This is a genomic window from Nonomuraea sp. NPDC050643 (assembly GCF_040654715.1).
In the GTDB taxonomy this organism is placed as follows: Bacteria; Actinomycetota; Actinomycetes; order Streptosporangiales; family Streptosporangiaceae; genus Nonomuraea.
The window spans coordinates 20,216-40,968 of the sequence record NZ_JBFAIM010000054.1; the positions used below are offsets into that span (position 1 = coordinate 20,216).

The following is a 20,753-nucleotide window of genomic DNA, read 5'->3' on the forward strand; positions in this document are numbered from 1 at the left end:
GAGTCAAGCAAAGGCCACCGACAGTTTCGCCGATTACTCCGTCGGGTCACTCCGTCCAGGCGGCCGTGGTGGCGAGGCGTTCGCGCCAGACCTGCTCGCCGCCTCCGCCCGGCTCCCACCGCACGCAGAAGTCGAGCAGGGCGCGGCAGCGGGCCACCATGGCGGCCTGGCGCTCCGGCCAGCCGGGTACGGGCTCGCCGTACGCGGCGAAGAAGTGCGTCAGCAGCGGCACGTGCTCCGGGTGGTGGCTGCGGATGATCCACTCACACCAGGCCAGGTCCTCGACGGGCCGGCCGGGGTGGGCCCACTCCCAGTCGAGAATGGCGGTCGTCTCGAACGTGGCCGGGTGGAACAGCATGTTCTGCGGGCCGTAGTCGCCGTGCACGATCCCCAGCCGGTGGATGCGCGCCAGCATGCGCCCGCACTCGGTGAACACCTCCACCACGCGCCCGTCGTCGAGGAGGTCCTGGCCGTGCGAACCGTCGACGAAGCGGGTGGTCAGGCTCGTCGAGGTGATCTCGTGGACGCGCGGAACCGGGAGCCGGCCGCGCAGACGGCGCAGATATCGGCTCTCCGTGCTCAGCCTGAACGCCGCCTCGGGCCCCTGGTAGCACTTCACGACCAGGGCCCCGTCGCCAACCGTGCTGTTGGTGTACCCGTGCTTCACAAGGGACGATTCTGGCGTACTCGCACCCCTGCCGGGCGCCGCGGCGCGCTATCCGAGCGGCTCCGATACACGATGTAAGGACGGAACAAATAGCCCAACGGCGCGGAAAGCGCGTGCACCAAGCGGCTGAACGGGAAAAGTACGATCAGCGCCATCCCGATGAGGGTGTGCACCTTGTAAAGACCGCTCGCGTGCCCCATCGCCGCGGCGTCCGGCCGGAGGACGAAGACGCCGCGGAACCAGGGCGCGACCGTGGTCCGGTAGCTCACCTCACTCGGTACGAACCCCGCCACCGTCGTCATCACCCCGGCCACGATCGAGGCGCCCAGCACCACGTACATCACCTTGTCGTTGGTCGTGGTCGCCAGGAACACCGGCCCGGTGGCGCGGCGGCGGTAGATCAGCAGAGCCATCCCCGCCAGCGTGGCCAGGCCCGCCAGCCCGCCCCAGATGAGCGCGTTGAGGTGGTAGGTCGCGTTGGACACGCCGACGGCGTCGGTCCAGGAGATCGGGATGATCAGTCCGGTCACGTGCCCGACGATCACGAACAGCAGGCCGTAGTGGAACAGCGGGCCGGCCACGCGCAGCAGCCGCGACTCGTAGAGCTGGGAGGAGCGGGTGGTCCAGCCGAACTTGTCGTAGGTGTAGCGCCAGATCAGCCCGCCCACGAAGATCACCATGGTGACGTACGGCACGACCACCCAGAGCATGCTCTCGGCCCAGCTCACCGGTACCCGCCCACGCTCTCGGCGGGCGGCCCCCCGGCGGCCAGGCGGGCGGCCACGGCCCGCTGCGCGGAGGTGAGCGGCGGAAGGGCGGCGCAGATCGTGCCGATCACGTGCGCGTACGGCGAGTCGCGCTCCGACAGCGCGGTCAGCAGGAGCTCCAGCCCGGCCCGGTGCTCGGAGAGCAGCGCGGCGCCCGACGGGTCGACCGCGGCGAACTCCAGCATCACCGGCAGGAAGTCGGGCAGCTCGTCCTCCATCAGCTCCCAGCCGGCCGCGCGGTAGCGGCCTTTCAGCGCGGCCAGCGACTCGCCGCGGCGGCGGGTGTCGCCGTCGGTGTAGTAGGTCAGGTAGAGGCAGCAGCGCCGGTGCAGGTCGAACGTGTCCACGTAGTGCGCGGCCAGTTCTCCGGGGCCGAGCTCGGCGGCGAGCGTGAGGAAGCGGCCGAAATGGGGCTCGGCGGCCTCCTCGATGAGCGGCAGGCGGCGCCAGAAGCGCTCGTCGGGATAGGCGAGGAGGTGGGCGGCGGCCTGCCAGACGACGGGTTGGGTCATGACTTTCCTCTCCTGGGCGGGAACAGCCCGGCCGGGGTGCCGCGGCCGTCCCAGTTGAGGAGGTTCACCCGGTCGTGGGTGACCTCGTCGCTGGTCTGGCGCTCCTTCAGCCCGTGGAAGGTCTCGATCGAGACCGGGACGGGACGGCCCGACGCCTCGCCGAACGGGCCCTGCATGCCGGGCCCGCCGTCGTAGTCGAGGCTGCACCCGCCCTCCTCCACGACGCCGGGCACGTTGCCGTAGGCGGTGGGGATGACGTAGCGGTCCTCGTACCTGGCCAGGGCGAGCAGGCGGTACAGGGCTCGCAGGTCGTCCCGCTCCTCGTCCGGCCGCTCGCCGAGGTTGACCGCGCGCATGTACGACCGCATCTCGGCCAGCCGGCGCAGCGCGGCGGTCACCGGGGCCGGGTCGCCCGCGGTGAACAGCTCGGCCAGGTAGCCGACGGGGATGCGCAGCGACTCGATGGCGGCGAACAGGTTGCCCGCGTCCTCCCCGTCGTGGCCGGTGGTGGCCAGGGCGTCGACGACGGGGGAGAGCGGGGGGACGTACCAGACCATGGGCAGCGTGCGGTATTCCGGGTGCAGGGGGAGGGCTATCCGATATTTCTTGATCAGGTCGTAGACGGGGGACCTGCGGGCGGCGTCCAGCCACTCGGCCGGGAGCCCGGCGGTGGCCGCCACCGGGTCGTGCGGGTCGATGAACAGGTCGAGCTGGGCCTCGTACAGGTCGCGCTCGTCGGCCACGGAGGCGGCGGCGGTCACGCGGTCGGCGTCGTACAGCAGGACGCCGAGATAGCGCAGGCGGCCCACGCAGGTCTCCGAGCAGACCGTCGGCAGCCCCACCTCGACGCGCGGGTAGCAGAACGTGCACTTCTCGGCCTTGCCGGTCTTGTGGTTGAAGTACACCTTCTTGTACGGGCAGCCCGTCACGCACATCCGCCAGCCCCGGCACCTGTCCTGGTCCACGAGCACGATGCCGTCCTCGGCCCGCTTGTACATCGCGCCGGACGGGCACGCGGCCACGCACGACGGGTTGAGGCAGTGCTCGCAGATGCGCGGCAGGTAGAACATGAACGCCTGCTCGAACTCCAGCCTGACCTTGTCCTCCATCTTGCCCAGCACGGGATCGGGCGACGGGTCGCCGCCGAGGTCGTCGTCCCAGTTGGCGCTCCAGCGGATCTTCGTCGGCTCGCCGCTGATCAACGACCGGGGCGGCGCGACGGGGACGTCGTCGGAGAGCGGGGCGGTGGTGAGGTTCTCGTAGTCGTAGGTCCAGGGCTCGTAATAGTCCTGGATCGAGGGCATGAGCGGGCTGGCGAAGATCGTCAGCAGCCTGCGCAGGCGCCCGCCGGACCGTGGCCGGAGCCTGCCGCCCTTGGTGCGCACCCAGCCGCCGCGCCAGCGCTCCTGGTCCTCGTAGCGCCTGGGGTAGCCCTGGCCGGGGCGGGTCTCGACGTTGTTGAACCAGACGTATTCGACGCCCGGCCGGTTGGTCCAGGTCTGTTTGCAGGTGACCGAGCACGTGTGGCACCCGATGCACTTGTCCAGGTTCATGACCATGGCGATCTGGGCCATCACCTTCATCAGTACCGCACCTCCTGTGACCTGCGCCGGATGGTGGTGATCTCGTCACGCTGGTTGCCGGTCGGTCCCAGGTAGTTGAAGGCGTACGAGAGCTGGGCGTGGCCGCCGATCAGGTGCGTGGGCTTGATGAGGACCCGCGTCAGGGCGTTGTGCGTGCCGCCCCTGCGGCCCGTGGCCTCCGACTTCGGCACGTCGATCAGGCGGTCCTGCGCGTGGTACACGTAGACCGTGCCCCGTGGCATGCGGTGGGAGACGATCGCCCTGGCCACCACCACGCCGTTGCGGTTGACCGCCTCCACCCAGTCGTTGTCGGCGATGCCGAGCCCGGCCGCGTCGCCGGTGGACATCCAGATCGTGGGACCGCCGCGCGACAACGACAACATGAGCAGGTTGTCCTGGTATTCGGAGTGGATCGACCACTTGCTGTGCGGGGTCAGGTAGCGCAGGGTGCCGCTCTCGCCGTCGAGTGCGGCCAGGTCGAGTGGGGGGCGGTAGATCGGCAGCGCCTCGCCGTACTCGCGCATCCAGTCGTGGTCGAGGTAGAAGTGCATGCGCCCGGTGAGCGTGTGCCAGGGCTTGCCGCGCTCGACGTTGATCGTGAACGGGGAGTAGCGGCGGTCGTGCGACTCCGTGCCCGACCATTCCGGGCTGGCGGCGACGTGCACCGGCCTGGCCTGGGTGTCGGAGAAGACGATGCGGTGCCCCTCATGGGCCAGCCCGTCGAAGCTCATGCCCGTGCGCCGGGCGAGCTGCTGGAAGCCCTGCTCGGCCAGCCTGCCGTTGCTCACGCCCGACAGCGCGAGGATCGTCTCGCACGCCTTGGCGTCGGTGTCGAGCTCCGGCCTGCCCTTGGCCGCGCCGCGCGGCACCAGGCCGCAGCGCTGCCCCAGCCAGACCACCTCCTGGTCGGGCAGGAACGTCACGCCCTTGACCGGGATGCCCAGCTTCTCGGTGAGCGGGCCCAGGGCGGCGAGCTTCTCGGCGATCGCGCCGTAGTCGCGCTCCACCACCTTGAGCTCGGGGTGCTCGGGCCGTCCGGCCAGCTCGCCGGGGGTGTCGTGCTGGTACGCCACCGCCACCACGTCCCTGCGCCTGCCGAGACGGTCCTTGGCCAGCACGCTGAAGGCGCGGGCGATGGCGTGGAAGGCGGCGAAGTCGGTCTTCGTCTGCCAGGGCGGGCTGATCGCCGGGTTGAACGCGTGCACGAACGGGTGCATGTCGGTCGAGGACAGGTCGTGCTTCTCGTACCAGGTGGCGGCCGGGAGCACGATGTCGGAGAAGAGGGTCGAGGAGGTCATCCGGAAGTCGAGGGTCAGCAGGAGGTCGAGCTTGCCCGACGGCGCCCGTGGATCCGGGTGCTCCAGGTTGGTGGTGGCGCCGAGGAGGTGGTGCAGGAAGTACTCGTTGCCCTTGGCGGAGGAGCCGAAGAGGTTCGAGCGCCAGAGGGTCAGGACGCGGGGCCAGTTGCGGGGGTCGTCCGGGTCTTCGGCGGCGTGCCTGAGCCGGCCCGCCGCGAGCTCTTCGAGCGTGTACGCGACGGGGTCGTCGGCTTCGCCCAGGTCGAGGGGGTTGCGGTCGAAGGCGGGGGACATCGGCATCCAGCCGTGGCGGACCGCCTCGGTGACCAGGTCGGCCGTGTGCCTGCCCCGGAAGGCGCCCTTGGCCAGCGCGCTGGTCAGGTCGCCGGCGTCGAAGCGGTCGTAGCGCCACTGGTCGGTGTGCAGGTACCAGAACGGGGTGCCGGGGACCTGCCGCGCCGGCCGCGCCCAGTCGAGGGCGCCCGCCAGCAGGGACCAGCCGCCCAGCGGGCGGCACTTCTCCTGTCCCACGTAGTGCGCCCAGCCGCCGCCGTTGCGGCCCTGACAGCCGGTCAGGAGGAGGAGCGACAGGAACGCCCGGTAGATCGTGTCGCCGTGGAACCACTGGGTGGTGCCGGCGCCCAGAATGATCATGCATCGGCCCCGGGTCGTCTCGGCGGTCTTCGCGAACTCCCTCGCGATCTTCACCGCCCGCCGGGCCGGCACTCCGGTGATGGGCTCCTGCCAGGCCGGGGTGTAGGGCTCGGCCGCGTCGTCGTAACCGGTGGGCCAGGTTCCGGGCAGGTGGGGGCGGTGCACGCCGTACTGGGCCAGGAGGAGGTCGTAGGCCGTGGTGACGACGTGGTCGCCGATCCTGGCGACGGGGACGCCCCTGCGTACCGTGTGGCCGCCGTCGAAGCGCGGGAGCAGGACCGGTGCGGTCTCGCCGCCGTACAGGGTGAGCCGGGGGTCGGTGTCCGCGAGGTCCAGGTTCCAGCGGCCCTCGCCGGAGGGGGTCCAGCGGAAGCCCGCCGAGCCGTTCGGGACCACCGGGTCGCCGGTCCGCGACATGAGCACGGTCTTCCACTCGGCCGCCTCCTCCTGGGAGCCGAGGTCGCGGGCGGTGAGGAAGGCGCCGGGCACGTAGGCGTCGCCGTGCTGCTCGAGCGTGACGAGGAAGGGCAGGTCGGTGAAGCGTTTGACGTAGTCGGTGAAGAAGGGGGTGTCGCGGTCGACGAAGAACTCCTTGAGCAGCACGTGGCCCATCGCCATGGCCAGGGCGCCGTCGGTGCCGGGGTGGATGCTCAGGAACTCGTCGGCGAACTTGGCGGCGTCGCTGTAGTCGGGCGAGACCACCACGACCTTCTGGCCCCGGTAGCGGGCCTCGGTCATCCAGTGGGCGTCGGGGGTGCGGGTGACGGGGACGTTCGCGCCCCACATGATCAAGTACGCCGCGTCCCACCAGTCCGCCGACTCCGGCACGTCCGTCTGGTCGCCGAACACCTGGGGAGAGGCCACGGGCAGGTCGGCGTACCAGTCGTAGAAGGAGAGCATGGTGCCGCCGATCAGCGACACGAACCGGGCGCCGACGGCGTGGGAGACCATCGACATCGCGGGGATGGGGGAGAAGCCGGCGACGCGGTCGGGGCCGTACGCCTGGATGGTGTGGACGTGGGCGGCGGCGATCATCTCGGTGGCCAGGTCCCAGGTGACGCGGACCAGGCCGCCGTGGCCGCGGGCGCTCTGGTAGGTGCGCCGCTTGTCCGGATCTGTGGTGATCTCCGCCCAGGCGGCCACCGGGTCGCCGAGCCGGGTCCGCGCCTCCGTGTACAGCTCGACCAGCACGCCCCGCGCGTACGGGTAGCGAATCCGGGTCGGTGAGTAGGTGTACCAGGAGAAGGCGGCGCCGCGCGGGCAGCCGCGCGGTTCGTACTCGGGGCGGTCGGGGCCCACGCTCGGGTAGTCGGTCTCCTGCGTCTCCCAGGTGATGATGCCGTCCTTGACGAACACCTTCCACGAGCACGAACCCGTGCAGTTCACCCCATGCGTGGACCTGACCACCTTGTCGTGGCTCCAGCGGTCACGGTAGAAGGCGTCGCCCTCCGTGCCGCCCGTCAGGTAGAGGGTGCGCAGGTCGGCGCTGGTGGTCGTCCTGCGGAGGAAGCGGCCGGTCCGCAGGAGGAGTTCTTCGGCGCTCATGCCCCCACTTCATCACAGATGGTGACCGTCTGTTACACAGGGTGTATGGGTGAGCCTCGTAAAGGTCAGGTGCGGAACCTCGTCCTGGCCACGGCGGCGTTCGCGGTGACGTTCTGGGCGTGGAACCTCATCGGGCCGCTCTCGGGGAGCTACAGCAGGCTGTTGCGGCTCTCGCCGACGCAGACCTCGCTGCTGGTGGCGATCCCGGTGCTGGTCGGCTCGCTCGGCCGGATCCCGGTCGGGATGCTGGCGGACCGGCTCGGCGGGCGGCGGATGTTCGCGATCATCTGCTTCGTCTCGATCGTCCCCGTACTGTTCGTCGGCTGGTCCGACTCGTACGGGTGGCTGCTGTTCTGGGGGTTCCTGCTGGGCATCCCGGGCACGTCGTTCGCGATCGGCATCCCCTTCGTCAACGCCTGGTACGAGCCCGCGCGCCGGGGTTTCGCCACCGGCGTGTTCGGCGCGGGGATGGGCGGCACGGCGCTGTCGGCGTTCTGCACACCCCGCCTGGTCGAGGTGCTCGGGCGGCCCGGCGCGCACCTGCTCATGGCGGCGCTGCTCGCGCTGACGGGCGTGATCATGCTGGGCGCCAGCCGCGACTCGCCCCTGTGGTCGCCCGCGACCGTCCCCGCGCTGCCCAGGATGCGGGAGGCGACGAAGCTCAAGGCCACCTGGCAGTGCGCCTTCCTGTACGCGGTGGCCTTCGGCGGGTTCGTGGCCTTCTCGACGTACCTGCCGACGCTGCTGCAGAACGTCTACCACTTCCTCCAGACCGACGCCGGGCTGCGCACGGCCGGGTTCTCGATCGCGGCCGTCCTGTCCAGGCCGCTCGGCGGCACGCTCTCCGACCGGATCGGGCCGGTCAAGGTGCTGCTGATCTCGTTCGGCGGCACGGCGCTCATGGCGCTCGTGCTGGCACTGCGCCCGCCGGCCGAGGTGCCAGCCGGGGTGAGCTTCGTGCTGATGGCGTTCTTCCTGGGGCTGGGCACGGGCGGCGTCTTCGCGCTGGTGGCGCGGCTGGTGGAGGCGTCGAGGGTGGGGACGGTGACGGGGCTGGTGGGGGCGGCGGGCGGGCTGGGCGGATATTTTCCGCCGCTCGTGATGGGGGTCGTCTACACGGCGACGGGGGCGTACCTGATCGGGTACGTCCTGCTCGCGATCACCGCCCTGGTCGCACTGGTCTATACGAAACGGGCATTTCGGGCCTTGTGAGCCGACGAAAATGGTTTGCCGGGCGAGGGGGTACCTTGTCAATGTTGTCAGGCTATGCGCTCCCTTCCTGAGGCCGATCCCGGCGTGCCCGACATCCGCAGCCCGCTGCGCTACCTGTGGTGGAACGCCCGCCGGCAGGCCGCGTCGCTGTTGGCCGGCATCGGGTTCGCGACCCTGTGGTGGCTGGTGCAGGCGTTGATGCCGGCCGTGCTCGGGAAGGGCATCGAGGCGGTCACCGCCAAGGACACCAGGGCGCTGCTGCTGTGGTCGTCAATCCTGCTCGCCCTCGGGCTGGTGCAGGCGTTCACCGGGGTCATGCGGCACCGGATGGCCGTCTACAACTGGCTCGCGGCGGCTTACCGCACCGTGCAGCTCACCGCCCGTCAGGCCGCCAGGCTCGGGGCCACGCTGCCCAAACGGCTCTCGACCGGCGAGGTCGTCAGCGTCGGCAACTCCGACATCGCCCACATCGGCAGCTCCATGGACATCCTGCTGCGCGGCACCGGGGCGGTCGTGGCCATCGTGACCGTCACCGTGATCCTCATCTCCACCTCACTGCCGCTCGGGCTGCTCGTGCTGTTCGGGGTGCCGCTCATGGCCCTGGCCGTCGGGCCGCTGCTGCGACCCCTGCACAGGCGGCAGCGCAGCCAGCGCGAGCTGACCGGCGACCTGTCCACCCGGGCCGCCGACATCGTGGCCGGCCTGCGGGTGCTGCGCGGCATCGGCGGCGAGCAGGTCTTCGCCGAGCACTACCGCGAGGAGTCGCAGCGGGTGCGGCACGCCGGCGTGCGGGTCGCCCGGGTCGAGTCGGTGCTCGAAGGCGCCCAGATCGTGCTGCCCGGCCTGCTCATCGCGATCGTCACCGGCATCGGCGCCTCGTTCGCCGTCGCGGGCGAGATCCCGACCGGCCAGCTCGTCGCCTTCTACCTCTACGCGGTGTTCCTCATCGGCCCCATGCGCACGCTCACCGAGGCCGCCGACAAGCTCACCAAGGGCCATGTCGCGGCCGGGCGCGTGATCCGGATCCTGTCCATCGAGCCCGAGGTCGGCGGCGGCACCGGCACCAGCGAGGGCGGCGTCCTGCGCGACTCGTTCAGCGGCGTCACCCTCCAGCCCGGCGCGCTCACCGCCATCGCCTCCGGCACTCCCGACGACGCCATCGCCATCGCCGACCGGCTCGGCCGCTACGCCGACGGGGACGTCTCGTTCGGCCCGGCCGAGCTGCGCTCACTGCCCATCGACGAGGTCCGCGCCCGTATCCTGGTCGCCGACAACGGCGCCCGCCTGTTCACCGGGCGGCTGCGCGACGAGCTCGACGTGCGCGGTGGCGCCTCCAGCGAGGAGGTGCGCCGGGCGCTGCACGCCGCCTGCGCCACCGACATCGTGGAGGCCCTGCCCGAAGGGCTCGACTCACGGGTGGCCGAGGCCGGGCGCGAGTTCTCCGGCGGGCAGCAGCAACGCCTGCGGCTGGTCAGGGCGCTGCTCGCCGACCCCGAGGTGCTCATCCTGGTCGAGCCCACCAGCGCCGTCGACGCCCACAGCGAGGCCCGCATCGCCGAGCGGCTGGCCAAGGCGCGCGCCGGCCGCACCACGCTGATCTGCACGACCAGCCCCCTGGTGCTCGACCGCACCGACCACGTCATCTACGTCGAAGGCGGCCGGGTGCTGGCCGAAGGCACTCACCGGCAGCTCCTGGACAGCTCGCCCGAATACGCCGCGACCGTGACTCGTGGGGAGGACTGACGCATGGCCCGCGAGATCCTGCCGGTGGCAGATCGCAAACAGGTGCGCGCCTACGCGCGGCGGCTGACCGTGAAATACCCGCGCCGGCTGGCCTTCGCCCTGCTCCTGCACGGGCTGGCGGCCATCGCGGGGCTCGTCGTCCCGTGGCAGCTCGGCGCCCTGGTGCAGGACCTCCAATACGGCGCCGAGGTCAACGTCGCCCTCGTGGCCGCCGCCATCGGGGCCTTCCTGGTGCTGCAGGGCGCCCTCATGCGCTACGCCGTGCTGGCCTCGGCCAAGCTCGGCGAGAAGGTGCTGGCCGAGCTGCGCGAAGAGTTCGTGGGCCGGGTGCTCGCCCTGCCGCTGTCCACCGTCGAGCGGGCCGGAGCCGGTGACCTGATCACCCGCACCTCCCGCGACGTCGACGCCCTGTCCCGCACCGTCCGCCACGCCGTGCCCGAGACGCTGATCGCGCTGGTCACGTTCGTCATCACCATCGGGGCGCTGCTGCTGGTCAGCCCGCTGCTCATGCTGCCGATGCTGATCGCCGGGCCGCTGATCCACACCTCCACCCGGTGGTACCTGCGGCGGGCCCGCGACGGTTACCTGCGCGAGAACGCCGCCTACGCCGACATGACGGAAGGACTGGCCGAGACCGTCGATGGCGCCCGGGCCGTGGAGGCGCTCGGGCTGCAGGAGCGGCGGCGGGGGCGCACTGACGAGGACATCGCGCGATCGTTCGCCGCCGAGCGGTACACACTGAGCCTGCGCACCCGCTGGTATCCGGCCGTCGAGCTGGGCTACGTCATCCCCGTGGTCGCGGCGCTGCTGGTCGGCGGACTGTTCTACGCCAACTCCTGGGTCACGCTGGCCCAGGTGGCGACCGCCGCCCTCTACGCCCAGCAGCTCATCGACCCGCTCGACCGGTTCCTCATGTGGATCGACGAACTGCAGGTGGGCGGGGCCTCGATGGCCCGGCTCCTGGGCGTGGCCAACGTCCCCGACGACCGCGTCCCCTCCTCCGCCCAGCCCGCCGGCGAGTCCCTGGAGGCATCCGGGGTGCGGTACGCCTACCGCGAGGGGCGCGACGTGCTGCACGGCGTCTCCCTGACCGTGCGGCCCGGGGAACGGCTGGCCATGGTGGGGCCCTCCGGGGCCGGCAAGTCCACGCTGGGACGGCTGCTGGCCGGGATCCACGGGCCACGCACCGGGTCGGTGACCGTGGGCGGGGTGCCACTGGTCGACCTGCCCCTCGACGAGTTGCGGGGGCACGTCGCGCTGGTGACCCAGGAACATCACGTGTTCAAGGGGTCGCTTCGGGACAACCTGCTCATCGCCCGGCCCGAGGCCGACGACCCGGCCGTGCTGAAGGCGCTGTCGGCGGTGGACTCCTTGGAGTGGGTGCTGGCGCTGCCCTCAGGACTGGACACCTCCGTAGGGTCCGGCGGGCTGGCGATCTCTCCCGCGCAGGCGCAGCAGCTCGCCCTTGCCCGGCTGGTGCTGGCCGACCCGCACACCCTGGTGCTCGACGAGGCCACCTCCCTCATCGACCCCCGGGCGGCCAGGCACCTGGAGCGATCCCTGGCCGCCGTACTGGCGGGGCGGACGGTGATCGCCATCGCCCACCGGCTCTATACGGCGCACGATGCCGATCGGGTGGCCGTGGTGGAGGACGGGCAGATCAGTGAGCTGGGGTCGCATGAGGAGCTGGTGGCCGAGGGCGGGTCGTACGCGGCCCTCTGGACAAGCTGGCACGGCACCCCAACCGGCCTGAGCCGGTAAGGCCCTCTTTCGTTTTGGGAGGGGGTTGGTGCTGTGGGGTGGTCAGCACTGGGTTTTCTTGGGAGGCAGCGTGCGGTCCGCGAAGTAGCGGTTGATGTGGTCGCGGGCGCAGGTGTTGGTGCCGTAGAGGGTGTGGCCTGGGCCGTCGTGGTGGATGGTGCTGCTGCCTGGCACGGTTGAGAGGGCGCGCTCTACCGCGTCCGACTCACCCCATGCGCCCGCGCCTAGGATGGGTGGGACGCCCTTGGGGAGGGCCGCCGGGGGGTTGGTGACCGGTACGGGCCAGCCGATGCAGTTGAGGGTGGCCGAGGCGAGCGAGTTGGCGGTGCCTGCGTTGGGGGCCACGGCGCGCAGGCGGTTGTAGGCGGCCGTCATCTCCTTGCGGGTGGCGAAGCGGGGCCAGTCGGTGCATTCCGTCACGCCGGTGGTCTGGTCGGGGTAGCGGGCGCCCCTGGCCGGTACGAAGTCGGAGGCGTCGCCCTTGCTCGCCCTACGGATCGCCTGGACCAGCTTGGGCCAGCCGGCTTCACCTTGGCGGGCCAGACCGAGGGCGAAGGACTGCAGATCGCGGGCCTTGTAGGCGATGTTGGCCGTCGTGGTGGGGATCGGTTTGCGGTCGGCCCTGGCGATCAGCGCCCGCCAGAGGCCGGGCACGTCCTCGCAGTCGTTGGTGTCGCACCAGGTGAAGAAGCGCCGCAGGAACTGCTCATTGCTCTTGGCCATCTCCTCCATCTCGCGCTGCCAGTCGGTGGCGTTGTGGTTCCACGTGCCGTCGAGGACCATCGTGCGGATCTGCCCGGGGAACAGGCGGGCGTAGGTCTGGCCGAAGAAACCCGCGTAGGAGGCGCCGTAGTAGTTGAGCTTGTCGTCGCCCAGGGCCTTCCTGATCGCCTCCATGTCTCTGGCGTGATCGGCCGAGCTCATGTTGGCGAACAGCTCGGGATCCTTGAGGCGGCACGCCTCGGCGTAACCGCGGTTGGTGTCGGAGAGGCGGCCGAAGTCGGCGTCGTTTTCGGGGGCGTCGGCGATGGGGACTCGGGTCCAGGCGCACTGCAGGCCCGTGCTGAGGCCCTGGAACTGCTCGCCGTAGCCGCGGGTGTCCCAGGTGACCATGTCCATGCGGTCGCGCAGTTTGGCCCACCAGGTGGGGAGGGACTGCGTCATGGCGATGCCGGGGGCGCCGGGACCGCCGTAGGCCACGAGAACCGAGCCCTCCGAGGTGCCGGTGGCTTTCAGGCGGCCCAACTTGAGGGTGATCTTGCGGCCGTCGGGTTTCTGCCAGTTGACCGGGACCTGGAGGTCGGCGCACTGCATGCCGATCTTGTCGTTGGGGCACGCCTGCCACTCCAGGGCGGAGGACGCCCCTGCCGAGTTGGTGCCGGTTCTTGAGCCTGCCTGGGCGGTGGTGGCCGAGGTGGCGGTGGTGGTCGTCGCGGTGGCGATTGGGGTGGCCTGTAGGCCGGCTCCTAGAAGGGTCAGGGTGATCGCGAGGGGCTTCAGCATGCGGTTCAGGATGGCGGAGCGGGTGGCTGGATCGCGTCGGACCAGGGTTTGGTTTTCGGGGGGTGAAGTCCTACCAGGGGCTGACAGACCAGGGATGGCCCAGGGATGGCACAAACCGGGATGAGGCAGCCCAGGAATGTGGCGGACCGGGGAATGGGCCGGTCTTGGTCTGTGGGTAATGGGGCAGCCTCGGGAGGGTGCAGGCGGCCTCCCGCAGTTGGCGGCGGGTCTCGGGGTAAGAGGACGGGCCTTGGGCGACGGCACGCTTCGGGTGGGACGGCGGTCTATGGAGTGAGGGTGCGCTCTTGGGGGCGGATGGCGGTTGTGGGTGAGGCGCGCGCTTGGGGTAGGGCGGTAGGTCGTGGGTGAGAGGCGGGCTCGCGGGGTGAGATGGCGGTCTCGGGTGAGGGGCGGACTCGCGTGAGGGCGCGCTTTCAGTAAGGGGGTCTCGCTCGGGTGAGGGTACGGCGGGGGACTTGTGTGAGGGTGCGGGCTCGGGTACGGCGGGGGACTCGTGTGAGGGTGCCGCGCTCGTACCGGCGCGTTCTTCCGTAAGGGCGTGCTTGCCCATCTGGGTACGCCCGCCCGTACGGGAGCGACCTCCCGTACGGGCCGGGGTGGCTCCCGGAGGGTGGTCAGCCCAGGGACTTCTTGAGGAAGTCCACCTGGAGGAGCAGCAGGTTCTCCGCCACCACCTCCTGCGGCGTCATGTGCGTCACCCCGGACAGCGGCAGCACACTGTGCTGACGACCGGCCGCCAGCAGGGCCGACGACAGGCGGAGGGTGTGGGCGGCCACCACGTTGTCGTCGGCCAGGCCGTGGATCAGCAGCAGCGGTCGTTCGAGCTTGACCGCGTCGCCGAACAGTGACGAGTTCTCGTACACCTCCGGCTGCGTACCCGGATCGCCCAGGTATCGCTCGGTGTAGCACGTGTCGTACAGGCGCCAGTCCGTCACCGGCGCCCCCGCCACGGCCGCGTGGAACACGTCCGGGCGGCGCAGCACCGCCAGGGCGGCCAGGAAGCCGCCGAAGGACCAGCCACGGATGGCCACCCGCGTCAGGTCGAGGTCGTCGGGGTACTGCTCGGCCACGCCCTGCAGCGCGTCGATCTGGTCCTCGAGCGCCGGGGTCGCCAGGTCGTTGAGCACGGCCCGCTCCCAGTCGGTGCCCCTGCCGGGGGTGCCCCGCCCGTCGGCCACGATGACGGCGAAGCCCTGCTCGGCGAACCACTGACTCTCCAGGTACGCCCCGCGCCGGTTGAGCACCCGCTGCGCGTGCGGCCCCCCGTACGGGTCCATGAGCACGGGCAGCCGTCCCGACCCCTGCTCGTACCACGAGGGCAGCACCACGGCGGTGGCCAGCTCGCGGCGCCCCGAACGGCCCAGCGAGACGCGCAGGTCGAGGCCGGGGCGCTCCGCGTACGAGGGGATCGGCACCGCCATGCCGTCACGTCGTACGACCGTGGTCGACACGCCCTCGGCGTCGAGGCTCTGCTCGCTCAGCACGCCGACCCCGCCCGACATCCGCCCCGAGAACACCCCGGAACGGGTCGAGACGGGCAGCAGCGAGTGCCCGTCCCAGGTCCACAGGTGGATCTCGGTCGGGTCGCCGCTCGCGCTGAACAGCACACTGTCGTGATCGACGTCGAGCACCGCCCGCACCTGGAGCGTCGGCGGAGTGACCGCCCGGTCGCCCACGAACAGCCGGTGCCCGCCCTCCGAGTCGGCCACCCAGACCAGCGACCCGTCGTCGAGGTGGGCGGGCACGCCGGTGACGATGTCGACCCAGGCCGGGTCGGTGTCCTCGCGCACCAGAGTGGACGTGCCCGTCGCCGGATCGACCCGGAACAGCCGCATCGTCTTCTGGTCGCGGGTCAGCGTCACGATCGACAGCGCGTGGGAGTCCCAAGCGGCCGTCGTGAGGTATTCCTCCTCGTACGGCACCGCCACCCGCGACCCGTCGAGCCCCAGCACGAACAGCTCGGTGACCGCGTTGGGCGTCCCGGCGGCCGGATAGCGCTGGGCCACGGCCGGGCGGTCGGGGTTGGCCGGGTCGGCGATGTGCCAGACGTCCACGGGAGCCTCGTCGGCCCGCTCCACCAGCAGCGCGTCGCTCGACGGCGCCCACCAGTAGCCGCGCATCCGGTCCATTTCCTCGGCCGCGATGAACTCCGCCAGCCCGTACGTCACCGTCTCCGACTCAGGCGTGGCCAGCGCGCGGTCGTCGCCCGTGGCCAGGTCCTGGACGCGAAGGGCGCCACCGGTGACGTAGGCGACATAACGCCCGTCGGGCGACAGACGCGGATCGATGACCGCACCCGGCGTGTCCAGCTCGCGTGCCTGCCCGCTCGCCAGCTCGACCACGAAGAGCGCGCCGGACAGCGCGAAGCAGGCCCAGGTCGCGGACGAGTCGGTCGCGTAGGCCACCACGCCGCCCGCCGCCTCGCGGCTGCGCTCGCGCCTGGCCCGCTCCTCCGGCGGCAGGTGCTCCTCCTCATCGCCCTGGAGCGTGCGCGGGTCGACCACCAGGCGCTCGACATGGGTCTCCGTGTCGAGCTCCCACATGCAGGTCACCGGATCGGTGCCCGACTTCGTCCGCAGGAAGACCACCCGGCCGCCGTCGGGGGAGATCGTGAACCCCCTGGGCACCCCGAGGGTGAACCGGCGGGTCCGGGCAGACAGACGCGGGAAGCTCTCACTCATGGGGTCAATCCTGCCAGGAACACGCCATTGTTACGCTCGTGGTCATGACTGATCGACGGCTTCTGCTCGTGCACGCCCATCCGGACGACGAGTCGATCGGCACCGGCGCGACCATGGCCAAATACGTCGCCGAGGGTGCCCACGTCACGCTCGTGACCTGCACACTCGGCGAGGAGGGAGAGGTCATCCCCAGCGACCTCGCCCACCTGGCCGCCGATCAGGACGACGCGCTGGGCCCGTACCGGATCGGCGAGCTCGCCGCCGCCTGCCAGGCGCTCGGCGTCGAGGATCACCGCTTCCTCGGCGAGCCGGGGCGCTGGCGTGATTCGGGCATGATGGGCGTCGCGTCCAACGACCACCCGAAGGCGTTCTGGCGCGCCGACCTCGACGAGGCGGCGGGCGAGCTGGTCAAGGTCATCCGCCAGGTACGCCCCCAGGTCCTCGTCACGTACGACGACAACGGCTTCTACGGCCACCCCGACCACATCCAGGCCCACCGGGTTTCGCGCAGAGCGTTCGAGCTGGCCGCGAAACCCGACTTCGGCGAGGGCGAGCCCTGGCAGATCGCGAAGTTCTACCACACGGCGATGGCCAAGTCCGTCATGCGCCGCGCGGACGAGGCTATGCGCGCGGCCGACATCGACTTCGTCACCGAGAACGTCGACGACATGGGCTTCGGCAGCGAGGACGAAGAGATCACCACCGAGATCGACGCCCGCCCCTGGATCGGCAACAAGATGGAGGCCATGCGCGCCCACGCCACCCAGATCAGCGTCGACGACCCCTGGTTCGCCCTGTCGAACAACATCGGCCAGGAGGTGCTGGGCGTCGAGCACTACACGCTGGCCATCGGCGTGCCCGGTCCTCCCGTGCCCGGCCCTCCCATCGAGGCCGGGGGCCTGGGCGAACCGCACAACCGCGAGAACGATCTCTTCTCGGGCATCCACTAACCTCATTCGACATGGAACATCGCAGCCAGGCCGAGTCGGCGCTGGGCGGGGCCGCGTACGGCATGCTGTTCGTGCTGGGAGTCGTCATGGCGGTCGTGGGCGGGTTCACGCATCCCGCCTGGCAGCCCGGTCCGGTGCCCCTCATCGGCCAGCTCCCGGTCTCGGCGGTCGCCTGGGTGCTGGCGTTGTTCGGGGTGTGCCTGGGCGCGGGCAAGCTGATGCGCGCGCGGCTCGGAGCCATGGCGACGGCGATCGGCTGGCTGCTGGTGACGATGCCGTTCACGCTGGAGCTGGGGTCGGGCGACCTCGTGATCGCCCAGGGGGCGGCAGGCTACATCTACCTGTACGGGGGCCTCGTGGCACTTGTGGCGGCCTACCTGCTTTCGCCCTCGTCGGGCGGAGGGTCATGGTTGATGCACGGATATCCCCCGAAGAACCCGACGTAGAGTCACAAAGTAGTAGAGGCATAAAGTAACTTCGTGCATTCCATAGAGCGGCACGTGGACCCGGGGAGCTATCGCAAGGTCGTCGGCCGTTTCGCCACCGGAGTCGCGATCGTCACCACCAGGATGGGCGACGTCGATCACGCGATGACGGTGAACTCCTTCACCTCCGTCTCCCTCGACCCCCTGCTCGTGCTGTTCTGCGCGGAGAAGGTGGCCAGGTTCCACGACGCGGTGATGGAGGCCGGGGTGTGGGGGGTTTCGATACTGCCCGCCTCGATGGAGGGCGCCTCGCGGTTCTTCGCCCACCGGGGGCGGCCGCTGAACGGGCAACTCGCGCGGTGGCCGCACCATCGGGGGGAGTCGGGGGTGGCGCTGTTCGACGGGGCGATCGCGACGGTGGAGTGCGCCACCACGGCCGTGCACGACGGTGGGGACCACTCGATCGTGGTGGGCGAGGTAACTGCCCTGGACACACCCTCCGACGGGCCACCGCTGATCTACCACGAGGGCCAATACAAGACCCTTTGACGCAGCCCCGGGCGCGGCGGGCCATTCCGAGAGGGCGAGGCCGGTGGGTAGGCGCTTGGTCTCTCCAGACGGGCCGGCCTGGCGGGCGAGCAGGTCTCTCCAGGTGGACGGCCCTGGTGGGTCGCGGGGCCTCTCCGAACGGGCGGCCCTGGCGGGTGAGAAGGATCTCTCAGCCGACCGTGCGTGCTCACCTAGGTAAGGCGGGCTCTCCACCGCCGAGTCGCTTCGATCAGCGGCGTCCTTCAAGGGACGGGCGCCTTCTCAAGGGGCAGGCTCTGCAACGGGCGCGGCTCGCGACGGGTAGGGCTTCGTAACGGGTGCGGCTCGCAACGGGGTACGGCTCCGCAAAAGGTGCGACTCCTTGAGGGGTGCGGCCTTCTTTTGGAGGCTTCTCCAGCGGGGCAGAGCGCGTCCGATAGGTGGGGGACTCGGCCCAGGTAAGCCTCGTGAAGCGGGCCAGGCGCGTGGTGGCCTGGCCCGGATCACGTTCGTCGCGTCCCGGTTGGTCTTACTGGGTGGGAGCGCTGATCGACTCCGACGGCGTGGCCGTGGTGGTGTCGGTCGGGGTCGCGGTCGGGGTCTCCGTAGGTGTTTCCGTGGGGGTGTCGGGCGGAGGCTCCGATGACGGCGGCGGACACGTGGGGATCTCCGTCGGGCTCACCGTGGGAGACACGGTGTCCGTCGGGGTGACGGTCGGCGTGACGGTCGGTGGTGTCACGGTCGGGGTTTCGGTGGGAGTGCTGGTCGGGGTCACGGTTGGGGTGACGGTGTCCGACGGGGTGGGGGTCGGCGTCTCGGACGGTGGCGCCGTGTCCGTAACGGTCGGGGACACGGAGTCGGTCGGGGAGACGGAGCCCGTGGGTTCCTCGGAGGGAGGAATCGTGTCCGTCGGCTCGACGTACGGCTGACAGGTGAACGTCTCAGTGACCGTCGGGCCGGGTTCGGTGACCGTGACCGTGGGACCTGGTTCGGTGACGGTGACCGTCTCTCTCACGGTGACGGTCGGCAGGGGCGCCATGCTGACACCGGCCTGCCCTCTCTTCCTGTAAGTACCGGAGCCCAGTCTCGTCGTGGACTTCGCCTGACCGTTGACGACCGTGATGTCCGTGCTCGCGGTCTTACAGGTTCTCCTCTTGCACACCTTCTGTGTGACGTTGAAGAGTGCCGCTCCCTCGTACGTGACGGACACGTTCAGGTATGAGGCGCCTCTTCTCTTGACCACCTGTGTCTTGGCGGTGTACTCCCCGTTCGTGGGGGTCGCCGACGGACTCGGCGAGCCTGAGGGATCCGCTGGTGGTGACGTGGACGGGTCGGCGGCTAACGCCACCCGTGCGTTGAGAGGAGAGCCAGTGATGGGTAGGGAATCGGTCGCTGACGTCTGGGTGATCGCAACTCCGCCGGCTCCTGCCAGTGCGACGGTGCCGAGCAGCGCGCCCAGGATGGAGAATCTCATAATCCTGCTCTTGTGGGAGATTTCAGGACGGGGATCATTATTCCGACTTGTCAAGATTGGTCAAGACTGAGACGCATGGACAGGCGCTTCCGGTTCCGGCGTGCGGCGAACTACATCAATCTCTCCACGCCGCTCGGTCTGCTGATCTCGATGGTCGGTGGTGCGGCCAGGCGACCCGGCCCCGACGGGCTCATCCTGGCCTTCGGCTACCGCTACCGCTTCCCCATCGCGGGGGCGTTCACGGTCGGAAATGTCGTCCTGACCAGGCGAGACTCGCTGGAGGAGCAGCTCATCCGCCACGAAGGGAGACATGCCACGCAGTGGGCCTGGTGCGTCGGGCTGCCCATGGTGCCGCTCTATCTGCTGGCCATGCTTCTCTCCGTGGTCGTCTGTGGTCACCAGGCTTCGTACAACATCTTCGAACGTCTCGCCGACCTGGATGACGGCGGCTACCCTCGCAAGGCGCTGTGGTGGAGAAGATCAAAAAGGGCCGGTTGACAACCGCATGTAAATTTCACACGCGCTGTGTCACCTTGTGAGGGCCGCGCCGCCGCCGGTCCTTGATCCAACCGAGGGCCAGGACGGCGATGGCCAAGCCCGAGATGGCGCCCGCGCAGAGGATCGACGCGGTGGACGGAGACACGGGGGTGACGCCCGCGACGGCCAGGGCGGAGACGGCCGTGGCCACGGTCACGTAGATCCACGTCGCCAGGCGCACCAGCCGGAGGCGCGCTTCCTCCGGGTGCGAGGTGCGGGTGAGCAGCCACGCCAGGGCCGGTAAGAGGAGGACGCCGTGCATGAACACCGCATGGGCGGGTTTCAGCGCCGTGGCCACCGTGTACGCCAGCCGCTGGTCGCCCGTCACCACCTCCACCACCCCACGGGCGATCATGATGCCGCCGAACACCATGGCGGCCAGGAGCGTGGCGAAGCCGGCCCGCACGGCCAGGCGCATGCTCGGCGCCAGACCCGGCCCGGGACGGAACACGGCGATGGTCATGGTGACGGCGATGGCGATGAGCACGACGCCGCCCGCCGCCAGCGTCCGCGCGACGGCCGTGTCGAACGCGGTCTCCATGTTGAAGTGCGAAGGCACGCTTCGCCACGCCTGCACGGTGATGAGCGTCACCTCCACCGTGGACGCGACCGCGAACGCGCCGATCAGGTAGGGCCCGGCACGCAGCCGCAGGAATCGTGAGACCCAGGTCAGGGTCAGCACGCTCAGCCCGAACGACACGCCGAACGTGAACGGCTTGCGCCACGACACCGCGCCCTCCCACGGGCCGCCGTCCACGACGAACACACCCAGGTGAACGAGGCCCGCGAGCACGAGCAGGGCACCGATGAGGTAGCAGAGGCGAGGCATGGCGCCATGCTGGCAGCCGGGCGGGGCCGGGCGCGTCGGACCAGGGGCTGGATCTCGACTACG

Annotated in this window: 16 protein-coding genes; 7 read left to right on the forward strand and 9 right to left on the reverse strand. The window is 70.4% G+C overall.

The genetic code is table 11. From position 1 onward, the window contains the following. Positions 1 to 46 precede the first annotated feature (46 nt). The 5 genes from AB0I15_RS47145 to AB0I15_RS47165 are packed head-to-tail and all read right to left on the reverse strand — an operon-like array spanning position 47 to position 7,026. Positions 47 to 667 carry a phosphotransferase gene (locus tag AB0I15_RS47145; RefSeq protein ID WP_358112053.1) on the reverse strand — a complete coding sequence of 207 codons (621 nt, stop codon included), beginning with the start codon at positions 665 to 667 and terminating at the stop codon, positions 47 to 49. Continuing rightward, entirely contained in the window at positions 664 to 1,395 is a 732-nt protein-coding gene (gene narI / locus AB0I15_RS47150) for a respiratory nitrate reductase subunit gamma (RefSeq protein WP_358112056.1), read from the reverse strand. The genes AB0I15_RS47145 and narI overlap by 4 nt, the downstream gene beginning before the upstream one ends. Further along, positions 1,392 to 1,946 carry a nitrate reductase molybdenum cofactor assembly chaperone gene (gene narJ / locus AB0I15_RS47155; RefSeq protein ID WP_358112059.1) on the reverse strand — a complete coding sequence of 185 codons (555 nt, stop codon included), beginning with the start codon at positions 1,944 to 1,946 and terminating at the stop codon, positions 1,392 to 1,394. Before narJ ends, narI begins: the two co-directional genes overlap by 4 nt. Continuing rightward, positions 1,943 to 3,529 (reverse strand): nitrate reductase subunit beta, encoded by a 1,587-nt coding sequence (gene narH, locus AB0I15_RS47160; protein ID WP_358112061.1) that lies wholly within the window; start codon positions 3,527 to 3,529, stop codon positions 1,943 to 1,945. Before narH ends, narJ begins: the two co-directional genes overlap by 4 nt. Further along, positions 3,529 to 7,026: a nitrate reductase subunit alpha gene (locus AB0I15_RS47165; RefSeq protein WP_358112064.1), complete on the reverse strand. Its 3,498-nt coding sequence runs from the start codon at positions 7,024 to 7,026 to the stop codon at positions 3,529 to 3,531. Before AB0I15_RS47165 ends, narH begins: the two co-directional genes overlap by 1 nt. Positions 7,027 to 7,071: 45 nt before the next feature. Here AB0I15_RS47165 and AB0I15_RS47170 point away from each other — a divergent pair, with 45 nt between their 5' ends. Genes AB0I15_RS47170 through AB0I15_RS47180 form a run of 3 tightly spaced genes read left to right on the forward strand, consistent with a single transcriptional unit; the run spans position 7,072 to position 11,742 of the window. After that, the gene (locus AB0I15_RS47170) at positions 7,072 to 8,238 is read left to right on the forward strand and encodes an MFS transporter (RefSeq protein WP_358112067.1); all 1,167 of its coding nucleotides are present in this window, start codon (positions 7,072 to 7,074) and stop codon (positions 8,236 to 8,238) included. Positions 8,239 to 8,292: 54 nt separating this feature from the next. Next, entirely contained in the window at positions 8,293 to 9,981 is a 1,689-nt protein-coding gene (locus AB0I15_RS47175) for an ABC transporter ATP-binding protein (RefSeq protein ID WP_358112070.1), read from the forward strand. Positions 9,982 to 9,984: 3 nt separating this feature from the next. Beyond that, positions 9,985 to 11,742 carry an ABC transporter ATP-binding protein gene (locus AB0I15_RS47180; protein WP_358112073.1) on the forward strand — a complete coding sequence of 586 codons (1,758 nt, stop codon included), beginning with the start codon at positions 9,985 to 9,987 and terminating at the stop codon, positions 11,740 to 11,742. 42 nt (positions 11,743 to 11,784) lie between these two features. Here AB0I15_RS47180 and AB0I15_RS47185 read toward each other — a convergent pair whose 3' ends face one another. Further along, positions 11,785 to 13,245 carry an alpha/beta fold hydrolase gene (locus AB0I15_RS47185; protein WP_358112076.1) on the reverse strand — a complete coding sequence of 487 codons (1,461 nt, stop codon included), beginning with the start codon at positions 13,243 to 13,245 and terminating at the stop codon, positions 11,785 to 11,787. A gap of 635 nt (positions 13,246 to 13,880) precedes the next feature. Next, positions 13,881 to 15,947, reverse strand: a complete 2,067-nt coding sequence (locus AB0I15_RS47190) for a prolyl oligopeptidase family serine peptidase (protein ID WP_358112079.1) — start codon at positions 15,945 to 15,947, stop codon at positions 13,881 to 13,883. 44 nt (positions 15,948 to 15,991) lie between these two features. Between AB0I15_RS47190 and mshB the strand changes: the two genes are divergently transcribed. From mshB to AB0I15_RS47205, 3 genes are read left to right on the forward strand one after another with little or no spacing between them, the layout of a single operon-like run. Continuing rightward, positions 15,992 to 16,897 carry an N-acetyl-1-D-myo-inositol-2-amino-2-deoxy-alpha-D-glucopyranoside deacetylase gene (gene mshB / locus AB0I15_RS47195; protein ID WP_358112082.1) on the forward strand — a complete coding sequence of 302 codons (906 nt, stop codon included), beginning with the start codon at positions 15,992 to 15,994 and terminating at the stop codon, positions 16,895 to 16,897. Between the two features lie 11 nt (positions 16,898 to 16,908). Beyond that, positions 16,909 to 17,343, forward strand: a complete 435-nt coding sequence (locus AB0I15_RS47200) for a DUF6113 family protein (protein WP_358112086.1) — start codon at positions 16,909 to 16,911, stop codon at positions 17,341 to 17,343. A gap of 33 nt (positions 17,344 to 17,376) precedes the next feature. Next, positions 17,377 to 17,871, forward strand: a complete 495-nt coding sequence (locus AB0I15_RS47205; protein ID WP_358112089.1) for a flavin reductase family protein — start codon at positions 17,377 to 17,379, stop codon at positions 17,869 to 17,871. A 508-nt stretch (positions 17,872 to 18,379) separates the two neighbouring features. On the opposite strand, the gene AB0I15_RS47210 is transcribed toward AB0I15_RS47205, so the two are convergent. Continuing rightward, positions 18,380 to 19,324 carry a hypothetical protein gene (locus AB0I15_RS47210; RefSeq protein WP_358112092.1) on the reverse strand — a complete coding sequence of 315 codons (945 nt, stop codon included), beginning with the start codon at positions 19,322 to 19,324 and terminating at the stop codon, positions 18,380 to 18,382. A gap of 75 nt (positions 19,325 to 19,399) precedes the next feature. Between AB0I15_RS47210 and AB0I15_RS47215 the strand changes: the two genes are divergently transcribed. Next, positions 19,400 to 19,822: a hypothetical protein gene (locus tag AB0I15_RS47215; protein WP_358112095.1), complete on the forward strand. Its 423-nt coding sequence runs from the start codon at positions 19,400 to 19,402 to the stop codon at positions 19,820 to 19,822. 16 nt (positions 19,823 to 19,838) lie between these two features. On the opposite strand, the gene AB0I15_RS47220 is transcribed toward AB0I15_RS47215, so the two are convergent. After that, the gene (locus tag AB0I15_RS47220; protein ID WP_358112098.1) at positions 19,839 to 20,690 is read right to left on the reverse strand and encodes a hypothetical protein; all 852 of its coding nucleotides are present in this window, start codon (positions 20,688 to 20,690) and stop codon (positions 19,839 to 19,841) included. Between the last annotated feature and the right edge of the window lie 63 nt (positions 20,691 to 20,753).